Origin of the sequence: Limnohabitans sp. T6-20 (assembly GCF_003063505.1) — a bacterium.
Classification (GTDB): Bacteria; Pseudomonadota; Gammaproteobacteria; order Burkholderiales; family Burkholderiaceae_C; genus Limnohabitans_A.
This window is the reverse complement of the sequence record NZ_NERW01000002.1, coordinates 279,444-294,806: the sequence shown is the minus strand read 5'-3', so window position 1 is coordinate 294,806 and position 15,363 is coordinate 279,444. Positions and strand designations below refer to the sequence as shown.

14 protein-coding genes are annotated in these 15,363 nt (G+C 58.5%); 8 read left to right on the top strand and 6 right to left on the bottom strand.

Going from position 1 to position 15,363, the window contains the following annotated elements; all coding sequences use genetic code 11:
• Positions 1 to 11: 11 nt before the first annotated feature.
• From B9Z33_RS07655 to B9Z33_RS07635, 5 genes are all read right to left on the bottom strand, one after another.
• Entirely contained in the window at positions 12 to 2,021 is a 2,010-nt protein-coding gene (locus B9Z33_RS07655; protein ID WP_108286432.1) for a TonB-dependent receptor, read from the bottom strand.
• Between the two features lie 78 nt (positions 2,022 to 2,099).
• Positions 2,100 to 2,498, bottom strand: a complete 399-nt coding sequence (locus tag B9Z33_RS15825) for a DUF2946 family protein (protein ID WP_108286431.1) — start codon at positions 2,496 to 2,498, stop codon at positions 2,100 to 2,102.
• 24 nt (positions 2,499 to 2,522) lie between these two features.
• Positions 2,523 to 2,762: a hypothetical protein gene (locus tag B9Z33_RS07645; RefSeq protein WP_108287047.1), complete on the bottom strand. Its 240-nt coding sequence runs from the start codon at positions 2,760 to 2,762 to the stop codon at positions 2,523 to 2,525.
• 81 nt (positions 2,763 to 2,843) lie between these two features.
• Complete coding sequence (msrA, locus tag B9Z33_RS07640; protein WP_108286430.1) at positions 2,844 to 3,377, bottom strand: peptide-methionine (S)-S-oxide reductase MsrA; 534 nt, start codon at positions 3,375 to 3,377, stop codon at positions 2,844 to 2,846.
• 92 nt (positions 3,378 to 3,469) lie between these two features.
• Positions 3,470 to 4,357 (bottom strand): LysR family transcriptional regulator, encoded by an 888-nt coding sequence (locus tag B9Z33_RS07635; protein WP_108286429.1) that lies wholly within the window; start codon positions 4,355 to 4,357, stop codon positions 3,470 to 3,472.
• Positions 4,358 to 4,457: 100 nt separating this feature from the next.
• On the opposite strand from B9Z33_RS07635, the gene B9Z33_RS07630 reads away from it, so the two are divergent.
• From B9Z33_RS07630 to galE, 8 genes are all read left to right on the top strand, one after another.
• Positions 4,458 to 5,645, top strand: coding sequence for an acyl-CoA dehydrogenase (locus B9Z33_RS07630; RefSeq protein WP_108286428.1), 1,188 nt, complete (start codon positions 4,458 to 4,460; stop codon positions 5,643 to 5,645).
• 133 nt (positions 5,646 to 5,778) lie between these two features.
• A complete protein-coding gene (locus B9Z33_RS07625; RefSeq protein ID WP_108286427.1) occupies positions 5,779 to 6,432 on the top strand; it encodes a TetR/AcrR family transcriptional regulator in 654 nt (217 codons plus the stop codon).
• Entirely contained in the window at positions 6,429 to 7,565 is a 1,137-nt protein-coding gene (locus B9Z33_RS07620) for an efflux RND transporter periplasmic adaptor subunit (protein ID WP_108286426.1), read from the top strand. Before B9Z33_RS07625 ends, B9Z33_RS07620 begins: the two co-directional genes overlap by 4 nt.
• A 13-nt stretch (positions 7,566 to 7,578) precedes the next feature.
• The gene (locus tag B9Z33_RS07615) at positions 7,579 to 10,743 is read left to right on the top strand and encodes an efflux RND transporter permease subunit (RefSeq protein WP_108286425.1); all 3,165 of its coding nucleotides are present in this window, start codon (positions 7,579 to 7,581) and stop codon (positions 10,741 to 10,743) included.
• Positions 10,744 to 10,784: 41 nt separating this feature from the next.
• On the top strand, positions 10,785 to 11,444 hold the full coding sequence (locus B9Z33_RS07610; RefSeq protein WP_108286424.1) for a protein-L-isoaspartate O-methyltransferase: 660 nt from the start codon (positions 10,785 to 10,787) through the stop codon (positions 11,442 to 11,444).
• A 12-nt stretch (positions 11,445 to 11,456) separates the two neighbouring features.
• A complete protein-coding gene (locus B9Z33_RS07605) occupies positions 11,457 to 11,786 on the top strand; it encodes a rhodanese-like domain-containing protein (protein WP_108286423.1) in 330 nt (109 codons plus the stop codon).
• A gap of 36 nt (positions 11,787 to 11,822) precedes the next feature.
• On the top strand, positions 11,823 to 13,142 hold the full coding sequence (locus B9Z33_RS07600; protein ID WP_108286422.1) for a TolC family outer membrane protein: 1,320 nt from the start codon (positions 11,823 to 11,825) through the stop codon (positions 13,140 to 13,142).
• A gap of 111 nt (positions 13,143 to 13,253) precedes the next feature.
• Positions 13,254 to 14,228: a UDP-glucose 4-epimerase GalE gene (gene galE, locus B9Z33_RS07595; protein WP_108286421.1), complete on the top strand. Its 975-nt coding sequence runs from the start codon at positions 13,254 to 13,256 to the stop codon at positions 14,226 to 14,228.
• Positions 14,229 to 14,237: 9 nt separating this feature from the next.
• Here galE and B9Z33_RS07590 read toward each other — a convergent pair whose 3' ends face one another.
• Positions 14,238 to 15,230, bottom strand: a complete 993-nt coding sequence (locus B9Z33_RS07590) for a glycosyltransferase family 4 protein (protein ID WP_146183841.1) — start codon at positions 15,228 to 15,230, stop codon at positions 14,238 to 14,240.
• Positions 15,231 to 15,363 lie beyond the last annotated feature (133 nt).

The following is a 15,363-nucleotide window of genomic DNA, read 5'->3' as shown; positions in this document are numbered from 1 at the left end:
CACGCAGGCCATCAAAACGTGGCCTGAACCCCCAGCTTGAAGCTGCGGCCCGGCAAGGGCGACTTGCCAAACGCGGTGCTGGTCAGGATCGAGCTGGCGCTGTAGGCCAGTTGGTCGCTCAGATTGTCCAGGCGAGCAAACCAATGCAGCACCGTGGCGTCGAGCTTTTGGCGGTAAGCCACACTGGCGTTGACCCAGGTGTAGGCACCCGTGGCCACACTGCCTTCGGGCACACGCTTTTGCGCGGCATGCCAGTCAGCGCCCATCTTGGCGCTCCATGGGCCTTGGCCATACACCAGCGTGGCGCCCACACGCATGGGCGCAATGCGGGGCAATGGCTCGCTGGTGCTCGTGTTGGTGGCCCGCACGGTATCGGCACGCCAGTCCAGATCGAGCGTAGAGGTGTTTTGCCACAGACGCTGACGACCGCTGGCCTCCAAGCCTCTGAATTGGGCCTTCACGCCTTGGTAGCGCTGCACGGGCAAATCGTCTTCCACGTCTTGCGTGTTCATCAGGCCAATGTAGTTGGCAAACTGGCTGGCAAAGGCCGTCACATTGGCACTGTTAGGGCCGGACTTCCACTGCACACCCGCATCCAGGCTCTTGGACTTTTCCAGGCCCAATGCTGCGCTGCCGATTTCCCAGGCGTGGGTGGCCAGGTGTGGGCCATTGGCAAACAATTCGTAGTCTTTGGGGGCACGCTGCGTCAAGGCCGCATTGCCGGTCATCGACCAAGTGGGCGAGAGCTTGAACACCGCCCCAGCGGCCAAGCTGAAGGGGGTGAATTTTTTGGACCCGATGCCCTCGTCAAACCGCTCCAGCTCGGGGTTGCCCAAGGATTCAACCCGCACCGACTCCCAACGCGCCCCGGCCGTGACTTGGCCCCAGGCGGTGGGCAGCTCTTCGTGCACAAAAAGGGATTGGCTGCGTGTGCGGCTGAAGGGGGCAAAAGCTTCTGAGCCCACCGCAGAAAAACGGCTCGACTCGGTCTGCACACCCACCACGCCTTGCCACCCCGCCAGCGGGCGGTGCCGCGCCTCGATGCGCAGGTCCTGGCCCTTGTTGGCAAACACGGTGCCCGCTTGGGCGCCTTCAAACTCGGTGTGCTGGTAATCGGTGTGGCTCAGGCGGGCTTTGACGCTCTCAAACCAGCCCGGCAATTGGCGCACTTGGCCCTCCAGCGCGTAGCGGGTGGTCTTCATGCCAATCGTCACCTCGTCTTCGGCCACGGTGCCGTAATCGCTTTGGTAGGTGTTGACCGATGCGCCCAAATAGCCATGGTCCCAGAAGGTGCTGGCCCCGATGGCCCCACCCCAGGTGGAGCTGGCCGAGTTGCAGATGCGCCGGGCGTTGGCAGGTGCGCCAGGTTTTGTGCAGTCGAGTGCCACCGGCACCCGCACATCGCCGGTGCGGCGGTCAAAACCGTCCAGGTGCAGGGCATAACGTTCGTTGCCCGCCTCCACCAAACCGGCCACGCTGCGCTCGTCGTTGCCTGTGCCCGCTTGCAGCTGGGCTTTGCCCAACACGCCCGAGACCGCTTCTCGCGGGATGCGGTTGTCGATCACGTTGACCACACCGCCCACGGCGCTGCCGCCATAAAGCAAGGCGGCCGGGCCGCGCAACACCTCAATGCGGTCGGTGGACAAGACATCGAGTGGCACCGCGTGGTCGTAGCTGAGCGCCGAGGCATCCAGGCTGGAGGCGCTGTTGTTCAGCACCCGGATGCGGTCGCCATCGAGCCCGCGAATCGTGGGGCGGCTGGCGTTGGGTCCAAAGTAAGTGCTGGACACGCCGGGCAAGCCGTTCAGGGTTTCGCCCAAAGTGCTTTGCCCGCGTTCGAGCAGCTCGGCACGACCCATGGTGCTGACAGGCACGGTAGTGCTGTCGCGGCCCAAGGGGTTGCCGGTAATGACGATTTCTGGGAGCGTACTTGGTGCGGCGTTTTGCGCCCAAGCGTTTGAAAAAGACAAAGTGGCCAAGCAGGCGCAAGCCAAGGCCGAAAGCTGAAAAGAATGGGTCATATCTGTGTGATTTGAAAAACAGGAACAGTCCAGCGCCTTCCGCTTCAGACGGAAAGCCAGCCAGACAAGATCAGGGATTCAAATCAACACAGGCGGCGCACGGGCTTGCGCCGGGGACCAGCGGTCCCGGTCTGAAGAAAAAGCAAGCCGAAAGATGGGGGGCGCGGTCGTCCCCATCGGGGCCAGGCCGGATGAGCACGATGCACTCAGCCGTTCGGCTTGGGATAGGTGATCCAGTACACGACACAGGTCAGAGTCGGCCTCATGTCCCAGGTCAGCCGAATGGCCTTCGTGTCGATGTTCATCTTGGACAGGCCCAGCAAGCACATGCCCCTCGTGCCGCTCAACGGGAACCGAGAGCGCCTGCCGGGTCCCGTGCGCAATGCCATGCAACTGACCCCAAAGCGGGGCCCACAACAAGGCGCCCAGCAGCAGGATATTCAGCCAGCGCGGCAGGCTTGAACGGGCAGAACTCATGGCAGGCGCGTGGTCAGTGGTGGATCAATGCGCGTGCTTCATGCCGCAATACTTGCCCAAGGCCAAGCCCTTGCAGGCTGTTTGCAACGCCTTGGTGCATTGATCGGGCTTCTTGCCGGACTCTAGGCATTTGGCCGCCGCCTCGTGGGCCTCGGCCACGGCACGGTGACGGGCAATGTCTTCCTGGACTTCCTTGGTGCTGTGCTGGGCTGCAGCCCCGAAGGACAAGGTCAAAGTGACTAAGCAAAAAACAATTTTATTCATGGTCTGATTTTTGGCGATGGGGTCAAGGAGCTTGACCATACCCTTTGAACTGGGCACAAGACAAGAATACTCGGTCTTTGGTCACTCACGCACCAAGCGTGCAAACGTCTTTTTGAACTTGCTCACTTTGGGCGCTGCCACCGCCATGCAATAACCTTGATAGGGGTTGCGTTCAAAAAAGTCCTGGTGGTATGCCTCCGCCCCACTGTAATTGGCCAAAGCCAGCACCTCAGTCACGATAGGCTGGCCAAAGGCATCGGCCACGGTCAGCTCGGCGATCAGCGCCTGCGCCACTTGGGCTTGCTCGGCAGTGGTGAAGTAAATGCCGCTTCGGTACTGCGTGCCTGCATCGTTGCCCTGACGGTTGAGCGTGGTCGGGTCGTGGATGACAAAGAAAATTTCGAGCAGTTCACGGATGCTGATCTGTGAAGGGTCATATTCGAGCTTGACGACTTCGTTGTGTCCGGTGCGGCCGGTGCACACCTCTTCGTAAGTGGGATTGACTGTCTGGCCATTGCAGTAACCCGACTCCACATCGGTCACGCCGCGCACCTTGACATACACCGCCTCGGTGCACCAAAAGCACCCTCCACCCAACACCAATGTTTCTGTCATGTTTGTTCCTTTTACGATGTTGAAGATGGACCCCGGATCAAGTCCGGGGTGACAAATGCGCCCACCAAGCCCACCCCAGGCAATTTGGATTATCAGTCGCCCACAAGCCCCGCCTGCACCGCCTGCACAAAGTCCCCCAGCGCTGTCTGGTCTCGGTCGCTGCGCCAGAGGCAACGCGTGTCGTAACGCACATCCACCTCGCGCAGCGGCACGAACACCGCGCCCGCCAGCGCAGATTGCTGCAAGGCCTGCGGCACCAGCGCCACGCCCAAACCCTGCGAAACCAAAGACACCACACTCAGCCAATGGCGCAACTCGTGCACCACGGGAGGCATCCAGCCGGCTTGCTCGCACAACAGGAGGATGCGCTCGTGGTAATCGGGCGAGACAGTGCGGGACACCACCACCAAGTCTTGTCCTGACAGCGCATTCAAGCCCAGGCTGGCCGCACCCGCCAAAGGGTGGCTGGCGGGCAGGCAGGCCACCAAGGGTTGGCTGGCCACCAAAATATGCTCAAAGCCGGGTGGCACCCGGGGCGTGTGGACAAATCCAACGTCCAGGCGATCGCGCAACAGCTCGGACAGCTGCTCGGTCGAGCTCAACTCCCGCAAAACCAAACGCAAGCGCGGATGGCTGGCCTGGAAACGGCTCATGATTTGCGGCAAACCGCAATACAGCATGGTCCCGGCAAAGCCGATGTGCAGCTGACCCGACTGGCCTTCGGCCACGTCACGCGCTTCCCGGGCAGCAGCACCGGCTTGCGCCAGCAAGGCCCGTGCGGCAGGCACAAAGGCCAACCCCGCAGCCGTCAGTTGCACGCCACGGCTGTTGCGATTGAACAATTGCGCCCCCACAGAGGCCTCGAGCTGCTGGATGTTCAGACTCAAAGGCGGTTGCGAAATCGACAGGCGCTGCGCAGCCCGACCAAAATGCAACTCCTCGGCCAACATGAGGAAATAGCGCAGGTGACGAAATTCCATGTATTTAAAAAATGTATTAATGAATCGATAATTGATATTAGACAACTATTCATCTCACCCTGACAATCCACTTCAAGATTTTTAAACGGAGACCTCCAACATGGCCAACCCCAAAAACACTTTCAACTGGGAAGACCCCTTCAACCTCAGCGCCCAACTGACCGACGACGAGCGTCAGGTGCAAGAAGCTGCCCGCGCCTACTGCCAGGAAAAACTGCTGCCCCGCGTGAAAGACGCATTCCTAAATGAAACCACCGACGTGGCCATCTTCCGCGAGATGGGCGAGCTGGGTCTGCTGGGCCCCACCATCCCCGAGCAGTACGGCGGCGCGGGCCTGAACTACGTTTGCTATGGCCTGGTGGCCCGCGAAGTCGAGCGCGTGGATTCGGGCTACCGCTCCATGATGAGCGTGCAGTCGTCCTTGGTGATGGTGCCGATCAACGACTTCGGCACCGAAGCACAAAAGCAGAAATACCTGCCCAAGCTCGCCCGTGGCGAGTGGATCGGCTGCTTTGGCCTGACCGAGCCCAACCACGGCTCCGACCCCGGCAGCATGATCACCCGCGCCAAAAAGGTGGACGGCGGCTACAGCATCAGCGGTGCAAAGATGTGGATCACCAACAGCCCGATCGCCGATGTGTTCGTGGTGTGGGCCAAGGACGACGGCGGCCAGATCCGTGGCTTCATCCTCGAAAAAGGCTGGAAAGGCCTGTCGGCTCCTGCGGTCCACGGCAAGGTGGGCCTGCGCGCCTCAATCACCGGCGAGATCGTGATGGACGAGGTGTTCTGCCCCGAAGAAAACGCCTTCCCCGAAGTGCGCGGTTTGAAAGGCCCCTTCACTTGCCTGAACAGCGCACGCTACGGCATCGCCTGGGGTGCATTGGGCGCAGCCGAAGACTGCTACCTGCGCGCCCGCCAGTACGTGATGGACCGCCAACAGTTTGGTCGCCCCTTGGCCGCCAACCAGCTGATCCAGAAGAAACTGGCCGACATGCTGACCGAAATCAGCCTGGGCCTGCAAGGCTGCCTGGCGCTGGGCCGCATGAAGGATGCGGGCAACGCCCCGGTGGAAGTGACCAGCATCCTCAAGCGCAACAGCTGCGGCAAGGCGCTGGACATCGCCCGCATGGCACGCGACATGATGGGCGGCAACGGCATCAGCGCCGAATACGGCGTGGCCCGCCACCTGGTGAACCTGGAAGTGGTCAACACCTACGAAGGCACGCACGATGTGCACGCCCTGATCTTGGGCCGGGCGATCACCGGGATTCCGGCTTTCTCGAACTGAGTCGGAGCTTTCAAGCACAAGAGGGGCTGCCAAGGGGCAGCCTTTTTTGTTGGATGCTCAGGGTGCGCCACCACCTTGACGAAGCCCTGCGCAGGGCTTACATTACTAACCAGTCAGTCATTAACAAAACATCGTGAACCCCACCGACCTCCCCGTCCCGCACAAACGCGAGCGCCGCAAGCAAGACCGCCCCGGCGAGCTGCTTGATGCCGCGTTGGACTTGTTTGTCGAGAAAGGCTTTGCCGCGACACGGGTCGAAGAAGTGGCGGCACGCGCGGGCGTGTCCAAAGGCACCCTGTTTTTGTACTTTCCGAGCAAAGAAGACCTGTTCAAAGCCGTGGTGCGCGAGAACGTGGTTCACCCTGTGACCCAGGGCGCAGCCGAAATTGAACATTTCAAGGGCACCTCTGGCGAATTGCTCGAATGGATGATGTTGCAATGGTGGCACCGCTATGGCGCCACCAAAGCTTCGGGAATCTCCAAACTGATCATGAGCGAGGCCACCAACTTCCCGGAGTTGGCAGCGTTTTACCGCCAAGAAGTCATCGAACCCGGCCAAGCTTTGGTGCGCACCGTGCTGCAACGTGCGATTGACCGGGGCGAATTTCGGCCGGTCGATGTCGAATTGGCTTTGCACTCGGTCATGGCACCTCTGCTTTTCTTGGTCATGTGGAAACACTCCATGGGCCCTTGCTGTCCGGTGTCGGAGCAAGTCAAGCCCGAACAATTCATCACCCAACACGCCCAGTTGCTGGTGCGTGGACTTTCATTACCTACATGCTTATGAAACGTTCTACCCTCTGGATCCTCTCTGGCGTGGCTGTGGCCGCTTTGCTCGCTGGGGGTGCCCGATGGGCCAGCCTGCGCAAGACCGCGGTAGAAACCACAAAAACGAGTTCACCGGTGACCAACCAGATTGAGCTGAGCGCCAGCGATGTCATCGAAGCCCAGAAAATGGACATGGTTTTGGGTCTGCCGGTTTCGGGCACGCTGAAAGCCAGCCAAAGCGCGATGGTCAAAGCCCGCGTGGCAGGCGAACTGATGGATTTGGTCGTGCGTGAGGGCGATTTGGTCAAAGCAGGCCAATTGATTGCCCGAATCGACCCCACAGAATACCAAGCTCGCGAGCGTCAAGCCAAACAGCAAGCCGATGCGGCACAGGCCCAAGTCGAAATTGCACAGAAGCAATTCGACAACAACAAAGCGTTGGTAGACCAAGGCTTCATCTCGCAAACCGCTTTGCAAACTTCAGCCGCCAGCCTCAACGGTGCCAAGGCCACGCACATGGCGGCCTTGGCAGCACTCGACGTGACACGCAAGGCTTTGGAAGATGCAAGTATCCGCTCGCCGATCAGCGGCCAGATTGCCCAACGTCTGGCGCAACCCGGCGAACGCATGGCGGTCGACGCCCGCATTGTGGAGGTGGTCAACCTCAGCCAACTTGAACTCGAAGCGGCTTTGCCCGCTGCCGATGCCAGCCTGGTGCGCAACGGCATGAAGGCACAACTGAAAATCGAAGGCATGGAAGAGCCTGTCTCTGCCAAGGTCTTGCGCATCAACCCAGCAGCCCAAGCGGGCAGCCGCAGCGTGCTGGTCTATCTGGGCCTCGCGGGTCAGGGTGGCTTGCGACAAGGCCTGTTTGCCGAGGGCAGCCTGGGCACTCGAACCGTGCAAGCACTGGCCGTGCCTTTGTCAAGTGTGCGCACTGACAAGCCTCAAGCCTACGTCCAGGTGGTCGATGGCGGGCAAGTGCGTCATGTGACCGTGCAAACCGGCGCCCGTACCGAAAGAACCCTGAAAAATACCACGCTGACTTGGGTGGAGGTACAAGGACTCACCGAAGGAGCCCAAGTGCTCACGGCCAGCGCTGGCGCGGTTCGCGAAGGCACCCCGGTGAAGTTCACCGCTGGCGTGCGCTGAGAGGGATTGATCCATGTGGTTCACCCGCGTCAGCCTGAAAAACCCCGTCTTTGCCACCATGGTCATGCTGGCCCTGGTGGTGCTGGGTCTGTTCTCTTACCAACGCCTCAAAGTTGACCAGTTCCCCAACATCGACTTCCCCGTGGTGGTGGTCAGCACCGAATACCCCGGCGCATCGCCTGAAATCGTCGAGAGCGAAGTTTCCAAAAAGATCGAAGAAGGCGTCAACTCGATCGCCGGCATCAGCGCCCTCACCTCGCGCAGCTACGAAAACCAGTCGGTGGTGGTGATCGAGTTTCAACTGAACATCAACGGCCGCAAAGCCGCCGAAGATGTGCGCGAAAAAGTGGCCGCCATTCGCCCCTCGCTGCGCACCGAAGTCAAAGAGCCCAAAGTCCTGCGGTTTGACCCCTCTGCACGCGCCATCTGGTCGCTCGCCGTGGTGCCGCAGGCGGCCCAGGGCAAGGCCCTCAACGCCGTGGAGTTGACCAATTGGTCGGAGCAAGTGCTCAAAAAGCGCCTGGAGAACGTGCGCGGCGTCGGCTCCGTGTCTTTGGTCGGCGGCACGCGGCGTGAGATCAACCTGTACCTGCAGCCCGCCGCCATGGAAGCCCTGGGTGTGACGGCAGACCAAGTGGTGACTGCCGTGCGCAACGAAAACCAGGATCTGCCGGTGGGTGCGATCCGCTCGCTCGAGCAAGAGCGCATGGTCCAGATCGAGTCGCGCATGAAACGGCCCGAAGACTTCGAACCCATCATCGTGGCCCGCAAAGGCAGCACTGCGATCAGGCTGTCCCAAGTCGCCCGCGTGCAAGACGGCGCGCAGGAACTCGACACCATGGCGCTTTACAACGGCCAGCGCACCTTGCTGCTGACGGTGCAAAAAGCCCAGGACGAAAACACCATTGACGTGATCGATGGCCTGGTGAAAACCGTGGCCGACATGAAAAGCCAGACGCCCGCAGGCATCCGGCTGGAGCCCATCACCGACAACTCACGCCCCATTCGCGTGGCGGTGGACAACGTGCGCCGCACACTGATTGAAGGGGCCATCCTGACGGTGTTGATCGTCTTTTTGTTCCTGAACTCTTGGCGTTCCACGGTCATCACGGGCCTGACGCTGCCGATCTCGCTGATCGGCACCTTCATGTTCATGCAGATGTTCGGCTTCACCATCAACATGGTGACGCTGATGGCGCTGTCGCTGTGTGTGGGCTTGCTGATTGACGATGCCATTGTGGTGCGCGAGAACATCGTGCGCCATGTGCAAATGGGCAAAAATGCCTGGAATGCCTCGATGGACGGCACACAAGAGATTGGTCTGGCGGTGCTGGCCACCACCTTGTCCATCGTGGCCGTGTTTTTGCCGATTGGCTTCATGGAAGGCATCATCGGCAAGTTCTTCCACGAGTTTGGCATCACCATCGTGGCTGCCGTCATGATCTCCATGTTCGTGAGCTTCACGCTCGACCCCATGCTGTCGAGCATTTGGCACGACCCCAGCATTGAGGCACACGGCAAGCACCACGCACCCGTGACGTTGTATGACAAGACCATTGGCCGGGTCACGGGTTGGTTTGACCAAGCCACGGAACGCATGGCAGAGGCTTACCAGCGGGTTCTGGCCTGGTCTCTGGTGCACAAACGCAAAACCGTGCTGCTGGCGGTGGGCATTTTTGTCTTGAGCATCTTCATGCTGCGCTTTGTGGGCACCGAATTTGTGCCCAAGGCCGACTTTTCAGAGACCACCGTCAATTTCCAAACCCCTGTTGGCAGCTCGCTGGAGGCCACCGAGGCCAAATCACGTCAGGTGGAGGCCATCATCCGCGAGTTTCCCGAGGTGCGTTACACCTTGGCCACGATCAACACGGGCAATGCCTTGGGCAAAAACAGCACCAGCATTTACATCCGCCTGATTGACCGCAAGGACCGTCAGCGCAACGTGGACGAGATGTCGGGCATCTTGCGCGACCGCTTGAGCAAAGTGCCTGGCATCACCGTCACCCACGTCGGCCTGCTCGACTCGGTGGGCGGTAACAAGCAGGTGGAGTTTTCCTTGCAAGGCCCCGACCAGCGCGAGCTGGAACGTTTGGCCCTGGGTGTGATGGACAAGGTCCGCAGCATTCCCGGACTGGTCGACCTGGACTCCAGCGTCAAGGCCAACAAGCCGACCATTCGCGTAGAGCTGCTGCGTGACTCTGCATCCGACTTGGGCTTGGGCACGGGTCAAATTGCCGGACCTTTGCGCACCTTGGTCGCAGGCCAAACTGTGGGCAACTGGCGTGCGCCCGATGACCAAACCTACGACGTGAACGTGCGCCTTTCACCTGAAAGCCGAAATGCCCCTCAAGACCTCGAACGGCTGCCCTTTGCAGTGGGCACCGGTCCTGACGGGAACCCGCGTGTGGTGCGCCTGGGCCAAGTGGCCAAGGTCAGCGAGTCCACCGGCTCCAACCAGATCAACCGACGCGACCTGACCCGTGAAGTGGCCATCAACGCCAACACCTATGGTCGCGCCGCTGGCGAAGTATCCGCAGACATCCGCAAAATCATGGACGGTGTCAATTTACCCCCAGGCTACCGCTACCAGTTTGGCGGCTCGACCAAAAACATGGCCGAATCGTTTGGCTATGCCGTCTCGGCCCTGGCGATGGCGGTGATCTTCATTTACATGATTCTGGCCAGCCAGTTCAAGAGCTTCTTGCAACCACTGGCCTTGATGACGGCTTTGCCGCTCACACTGATCGGTGTGGTGCTGGCCTTGATGGCCTTCCGCTCCACCTTGTCGATGTTCTCGATCATTGGCGTGATCATGCTGATGGGCCTGGTCACCAAAAACGCCATTTTGCTGGTGGACTTTGCGATCCGCGCCAGAGAAGAAGGCATGGAACGCAGCGAAGCGCTCTTGATGGCCGCGCGCGTCCGACTGCGCCCCATCTTGATGACCACCCTTGCCATGATTTTCGGCATGGTGCCACTGGCTTTTGCCATGACCGAAGGCTCGGAACAACGTGCCCCCATGGGCCAGGCCGTGATTGGCGGGGTCATCACCTCGTCCTTGCTCACCCTGGTGGTCGTGCCCGTGGTTTATTGCTACATGGATGACCTGGCGCAATGGATTCGACGCAAAGCAGGCCTTGCCCCCGCCCGTCAGGACCACGACGCGCCAGCCCCTTAAAATCACCCCTATTTAGCGATAACCCTCTCAGGAGTACCCGAATGGATCTGAATCAAGCCCGATTCAACATGATCGAACAGCAAATCCGCCCATGGGAAGTGCTGGACCCGCAAGTGCTGGAACTGCTCTCGGTCGTGCGCCGCGAAGACTTTGTGCCTTTGGCGCACAAAGCCTTGGCCTTTGTTGACATGGAAATCCCTTTGGGCTCGGTGCCCAACCAGGTGATGTTGGCCCCCCGCGTGCAGGCTCGCCTGCTGCAAGACTTGGCCGTGCAGAAAACCGACAAAGTGCTGGACATTGGCACCGGCTCCGGCTTCATGGCCGCCTTGCTGGCCCACCAGTCCGCACAGGTGCTGAGTCTTGAGATCGACTCTGGTTTGGCCGCGCAAGCCCAGGCCAACTTGCAAAAAGCCGGCATCACCAATGTCACCGTGCGCAACGCGGACGGCAGTCAAGGCGCAGCTGCAGACGGTCCGTTCGATGTGATTTTGCTCAATGGCTCCGTGGCCGAAGTGCCTGCGGCTTTGCTGCAGCAATTGGCCGTGGGTGGCCGATTGGCTGCCATCGTGGGGGATGAGCCCATCATGCGCGCCACCGTGATCACCCGCACCAGCGACAGCAGCTGGACCACCACCGAGCCTTGGGACTGCAATGCCCCACGCTTGAGCGGTTTTGCCGAGCACTCCCGTTTCCAGTTCTGATTGCACAGCCCAATGGAACAGATCTCGCCAGCCGAAGTTGCCGATTGGGCCAAAAACCAGTCGCAGCGCCCTGTCCTGCTCGATGTGCGTGAAGGCTGGGAATGCCAGACCGCCAGCGCCCAATGCGCCGCCATGGACTTGGTGCACATGCCCATGCAAACCATTCCTGCGCGACTGGATGAGCTGGACAAATCACGGCCCATTGCCTGCCTGTGCCACCACGGTGGCCGCAGCATGCAAGTGGCCGCCTTCCTGGCCCAACATGGCTTCCAGGTGGCCAACATCGCAGGCGGCATCCATGCCTGGTCTGCGCAAGTCGATCCGACCATTCCGGTCTATTGAGCCCACTGGTCACACCGAATTCCGAAAGAAGTCTCCATGAAACTGCATCCCCTGAACCTGTCCTTGGTGCTGGCCACCGCATTGGTTGCGGCCAGCGGCGCGCAAGCGCAAAGCCTGTTGCAGATCTACCAAGAAGCCAAGGGGCACGATGCGACTTATGCGGCAGCCAAAGCCCAATCAGAAGCCACGGCAGCCAAAGCGGCGCAGGCCAAAGCAGCGTTGCTGCCCACTTTGGGGATGAGCTTCTCTCAAACGAAAAACGAGGTTGACAGGCCCTCAGGTATTGCTTTGGCGGATTACACCAACAAAAGCGCAGGCCTGAGCTTGACTCAACCCATCTTCTCTGCCTCCAACTGGGCAACATACAAGCAAGGCGAGCAATCGCTGCAGCTTTCAGCAACACAATTGCTGGTGGCAGAACAAGAACTGATCCTGCGGGTCAGTCAAGCCTACTTTGACGTCTTGACCACCGCAGAAGCCTTGACATCGGTGCAGGCGCAAAAAAAGGCCGTTTCTGAACAATTGGCCTCTGCTAAGCGCAATTTTGAAGTGGGCACAGCCACCATTGTGGACACGCGCGAAGCTGAAGCCAGTTATGACCGGGTCATTTCTCTGGAGTTGAGTGCAGAAAACGATCTGCGGACCAAAAAGCTCGCGCTGGACCAGTTGGCGGGCAAAACCAACTTGCAACCAGCGCCCCTGAACCTCAAGTCGGCATTGACTGCGCCCCAGCCACAAGATGTGGAAGCGTGGGTCAAACAGGCACTGGAGAACAACACGACACTCCAGCAACTGCGCGTGGCCCATGAAGTAGCCAAACTCGATACCGACAAAGCAAAAGCCGGACATTTGCCGACGCTGGAGCTGTCGGCCAAATACGGTGAAACACGGTGCTCTGGCACCGCTGGGACTTTGTGCAGCCCCAACGACGCCAAATCCTTGGGTTTGACCCTCAACATCCCGCTGTTCGCCGGCTTCGCTGTACAAAACCGTGTGAAAGAAACCGTTTCACTGCAAGAGAAAACCCGAGCCGAATTGGAAGCGGCAGAGCGCACGGTCGATCAAAACACGCGTTCGGCCTACTTTGGCCTGTTGACAGGCTTGAGCCAGGTCAAAGCACTCGTGGCCTCAGAAACCTCCAGTCAAAGTGTGGTGGATGCCACCAAGCTGGGCTACCAAGTGGGCGTCAAAACCAACCTGGATGTGCTCAACAGCCAAACCCAGCTGTTCCAAACCAAACGCGATCTGGCAAAGGCACGCTACGACGTGCTGCAAGGACAACTGAAACTGCGCCAGGCTGCGGGGGTTCTCAAGGCTGAAGACGTGCAAAGCATCAACGACCTGCTGCAGAAATGATTTAAAAAAATTACAGTGCCGCACTTAGCTTTACCCAATCACAGGTCATGACGACGCCCTGAAATTCCAGGTTTTTAAACTTGGTTTTGAATCCATGAATCAAAAACGAACATGAATATTTTGGTGATTGGTGGCGCAGGCTATATTGGTTCACACATGGTGAAACAACTCGGGGGCATGGGCTGCCAAGTGACGACACTGGATAACTTGAGCAACGGCCATCGTGATGCCGTGTTGCACGGGAAGTTTGTAATGGGGGATCTGGCCGACAGCGCCTTATTGGCAGAAGTTTTGCATGCCGGTCGTTTTGACGCCGTCATGCACTTTGCATCGTTCATTCAGGTCGGCGAGTCTGTCGAGCAGCCCGCCAAGTACTATGACAACAATGTGGCCAACACACTGCACTTACTTGAGGCCATGCGAATAGCCAACATCAAGCGGTTCATTTTTTCATCTACAGCCGCTACTTTTGGGGTGCCACAATACACACCCATTGACGAAACGCACCCCCAAAATCCCATCAATCCCTATGGGCGCAGCAAACTGATGGTAGAGCAGATGCTGGAGGACTTTGATCGGGCGTATGGATTGAAATCCGTTTGTCTCCGCTACTTCAACGCAGCAGGCGCGGACCCAGAGGGCAAACTGGGAGAACGACATTCACCTGAAACACATTTGATCCCATTGGTGCTACAAGCTGCGTCCGGCAAACGATCGCACATTTCGGTTTTTGGGCGTGATTACGACACGCCTGACGGTACCTGCATACGTGACTATGTGCACGTCAGCGACTTGTGTGAGGCGCACTGGTTGGGATTGCAAAGTCTGATGCACGGTGCGGGTAGCCAGCACTACAACCTTGGTAATGGCAATGGGTTTTCAGTGCAGGAAGTGATCGACACTGCCAAGTGGATCACTGGAAAACCCATTTCAGTGCTCGATGCCCCACGCCGGAATGGAGATCCCACCCACCTGGTCGCCGATGCAACGCGCGCAAAGCAATTATTGGGTTGGAACCCGCAATATACAGACCTGCGCACCATTGTGACGCACAGCTGGAAATGGGAGCAGTGCCAAGTAATTTAATGGCATTTTTCAGAGTCGCATCAAGTCAAGAAAGGTTTTCATGTCTTGACTCTCATGATCAGGGCTGTAAGTACTGGCCAATTTCTCAATCGCTTCAGCATAAATCGGAAAGTGATCCATCTCGTCTAGGACTTGAACCTTGTTCAGAACACGTTGCGCAAAAGTCACAACGTCACCTGACTCGACTTCTTCAAATACCTCCGGCGCCCAGTACTCTTTAGCGCCTTGCCCTGTATACCCAATGACTTGGTTGCCGGAAAGAGCCGCCTCAAGCGGCGGCAAAGGGCATCCCTCGAAATGGCTAAAGGACATGAAAATTTTGGAGCGCTGCAATAGCTCAGCTACGCCAGTCTCATTGAGGCCATCAATGGGAACCACGCGCCAGTGAGCAGGCAAATGGTTCCGCAAAAAAAACAGCACCTTTGACGAATGATCAACCAGCTTACGCGGCATGTAAGTGATCAAATTTTCTTTCGGCTGCAACGGATTAAAACGACTGGCATCTACCGAATAGTGAACACGCAGAATTCTGGACTCGGTACCCGGAAATGCCATAGCAACACAGCGACTGGCATCATCGGAAATGGTCAAAATACAACGAGCACTCCGATAAGCTTCGTTCAGTACTTCTGCTCGCCCTTTGCTGATGTAGTAGCCGTTTTGAACATATATGGCGAAAGGCACCTTCATGCAAGCAAGTTGATCACCATATTTACGCGCCCACAACTCGGGCAAAACAACCATGTGCCTTTGAGGATCAAAGCAGCCATCAATACGCGAGCGCGAAGGCTTGCCGACCCAGCGCCATTTAAAAAAACCATGCTTGACAGGCACTTGGGACTCGAACCACCGAACCTTGAATGTCCAAGTGTTTGGATGCATGACTGACGCAGAGTGGCCACGGCTACGGAGCAATTGGTTGACAAGCTGAGCCTGACGATAGATGACTTTGACGCCACCCACTGCTTTTTTAATGGGATGACATAGGTAAACAAGTTCCATGGGTATTTCTTTGAATCGTCCATCGAGTGAGGCAACGTGATAATCCAGGTCGTCCGATACCCAATGAGCACAGGCAGTTTTTACCAATTATGCGACCGACTTAGCAGAGCTATTGGGCATTTTTGCCAACTAT

What these genes read in the sequence shown, in the direction of transcription:
- B9Z33_RS07655 (WP_108286432.1), bottom strand. Translation starts at nt 2,021, where the DNA reads ATGACCCATTCTTTTCAGCTTTCGGCCTTGGCTTGCGCCTGCTTGGCC.
- B9Z33_RS15825 (WP_108286431.1), bottom strand. Translation starts at nt 2,498, where the DNA reads ATGAGTTCTGCCCGTTCAAGCCTGCCGCGCTGGCTGAATATCCTGCTG.
- B9Z33_RS07645 (WP_108287047.1), bottom strand. Translation starts at nt 2,762, where the DNA reads ATGAATAAAATTGTTTTTTGCTTAGTCACTTTGACCTTGTCCTTCGGG.
- msrA (WP_108286430.1), bottom strand. Translation starts at nt 3,377, where the DNA reads ATGACAGAAACATTGGTGTTGGGTGGAGGGTGCTTTTGGTGCACCGAG.
- B9Z33_RS07635 (WP_108286429.1), bottom strand. Translation starts at nt 4,357, where the DNA reads ATGGAATTTCGTCACCTGCGCTATTTCCTCATGTTGGCCGAGGAGTTG.
- B9Z33_RS07630 (WP_108286428.1), top strand. Translation starts at nt 4,458, where the DNA reads ATGGCCAACCCCAAAAACACTTTCAACTGGGAAGACCCCTTCAACCTC.
- B9Z33_RS07620 (WP_108286426.1), top strand. Translation starts at nt 6,429, where the DNA reads ATGAAACGTTCTACCCTCTGGATCCTCTCTGGCGTGGCTGTGGCCGCT.
- B9Z33_RS07615 (WP_108286425.1), top strand. Translation starts at nt 7,579, where the DNA reads ATGTGGTTCACCCGCGTCAGCCTGAAAAACCCCGTCTTTGCCACCATG.
- B9Z33_RS07610 (WP_108286424.1), top strand. Translation starts at nt 10,785, where the DNA reads ATGGATCTGAATCAAGCCCGATTCAACATGATCGAACAGCAAATCCGC.
- B9Z33_RS07605 (WP_108286423.1), top strand. Translation starts at nt 11,457, where the DNA reads ATGGAACAGATCTCGCCAGCCGAAGTTGCCGATTGGGCCAAAAACCAG.
- B9Z33_RS07600 (WP_108286422.1), top strand. Translation starts at nt 11,823, where the DNA reads ATGAAACTGCATCCCCTGAACCTGTCCTTGGTGCTGGCCACCGCATTG.
- galE (WP_108286421.1), top strand. Translation starts at nt 13,254, where the DNA reads ATGAATATTTTGGTGATTGGTGGCGCAGGCTATATTGGTTCACACATG.
- B9Z33_RS07590 (WP_146183841.1), bottom strand. Translation starts at nt 15,230, where the DNA reads ATGGAACTTGTTTACCTATGTCATCCCATTAAAAAAGCAGTGGGTGGC.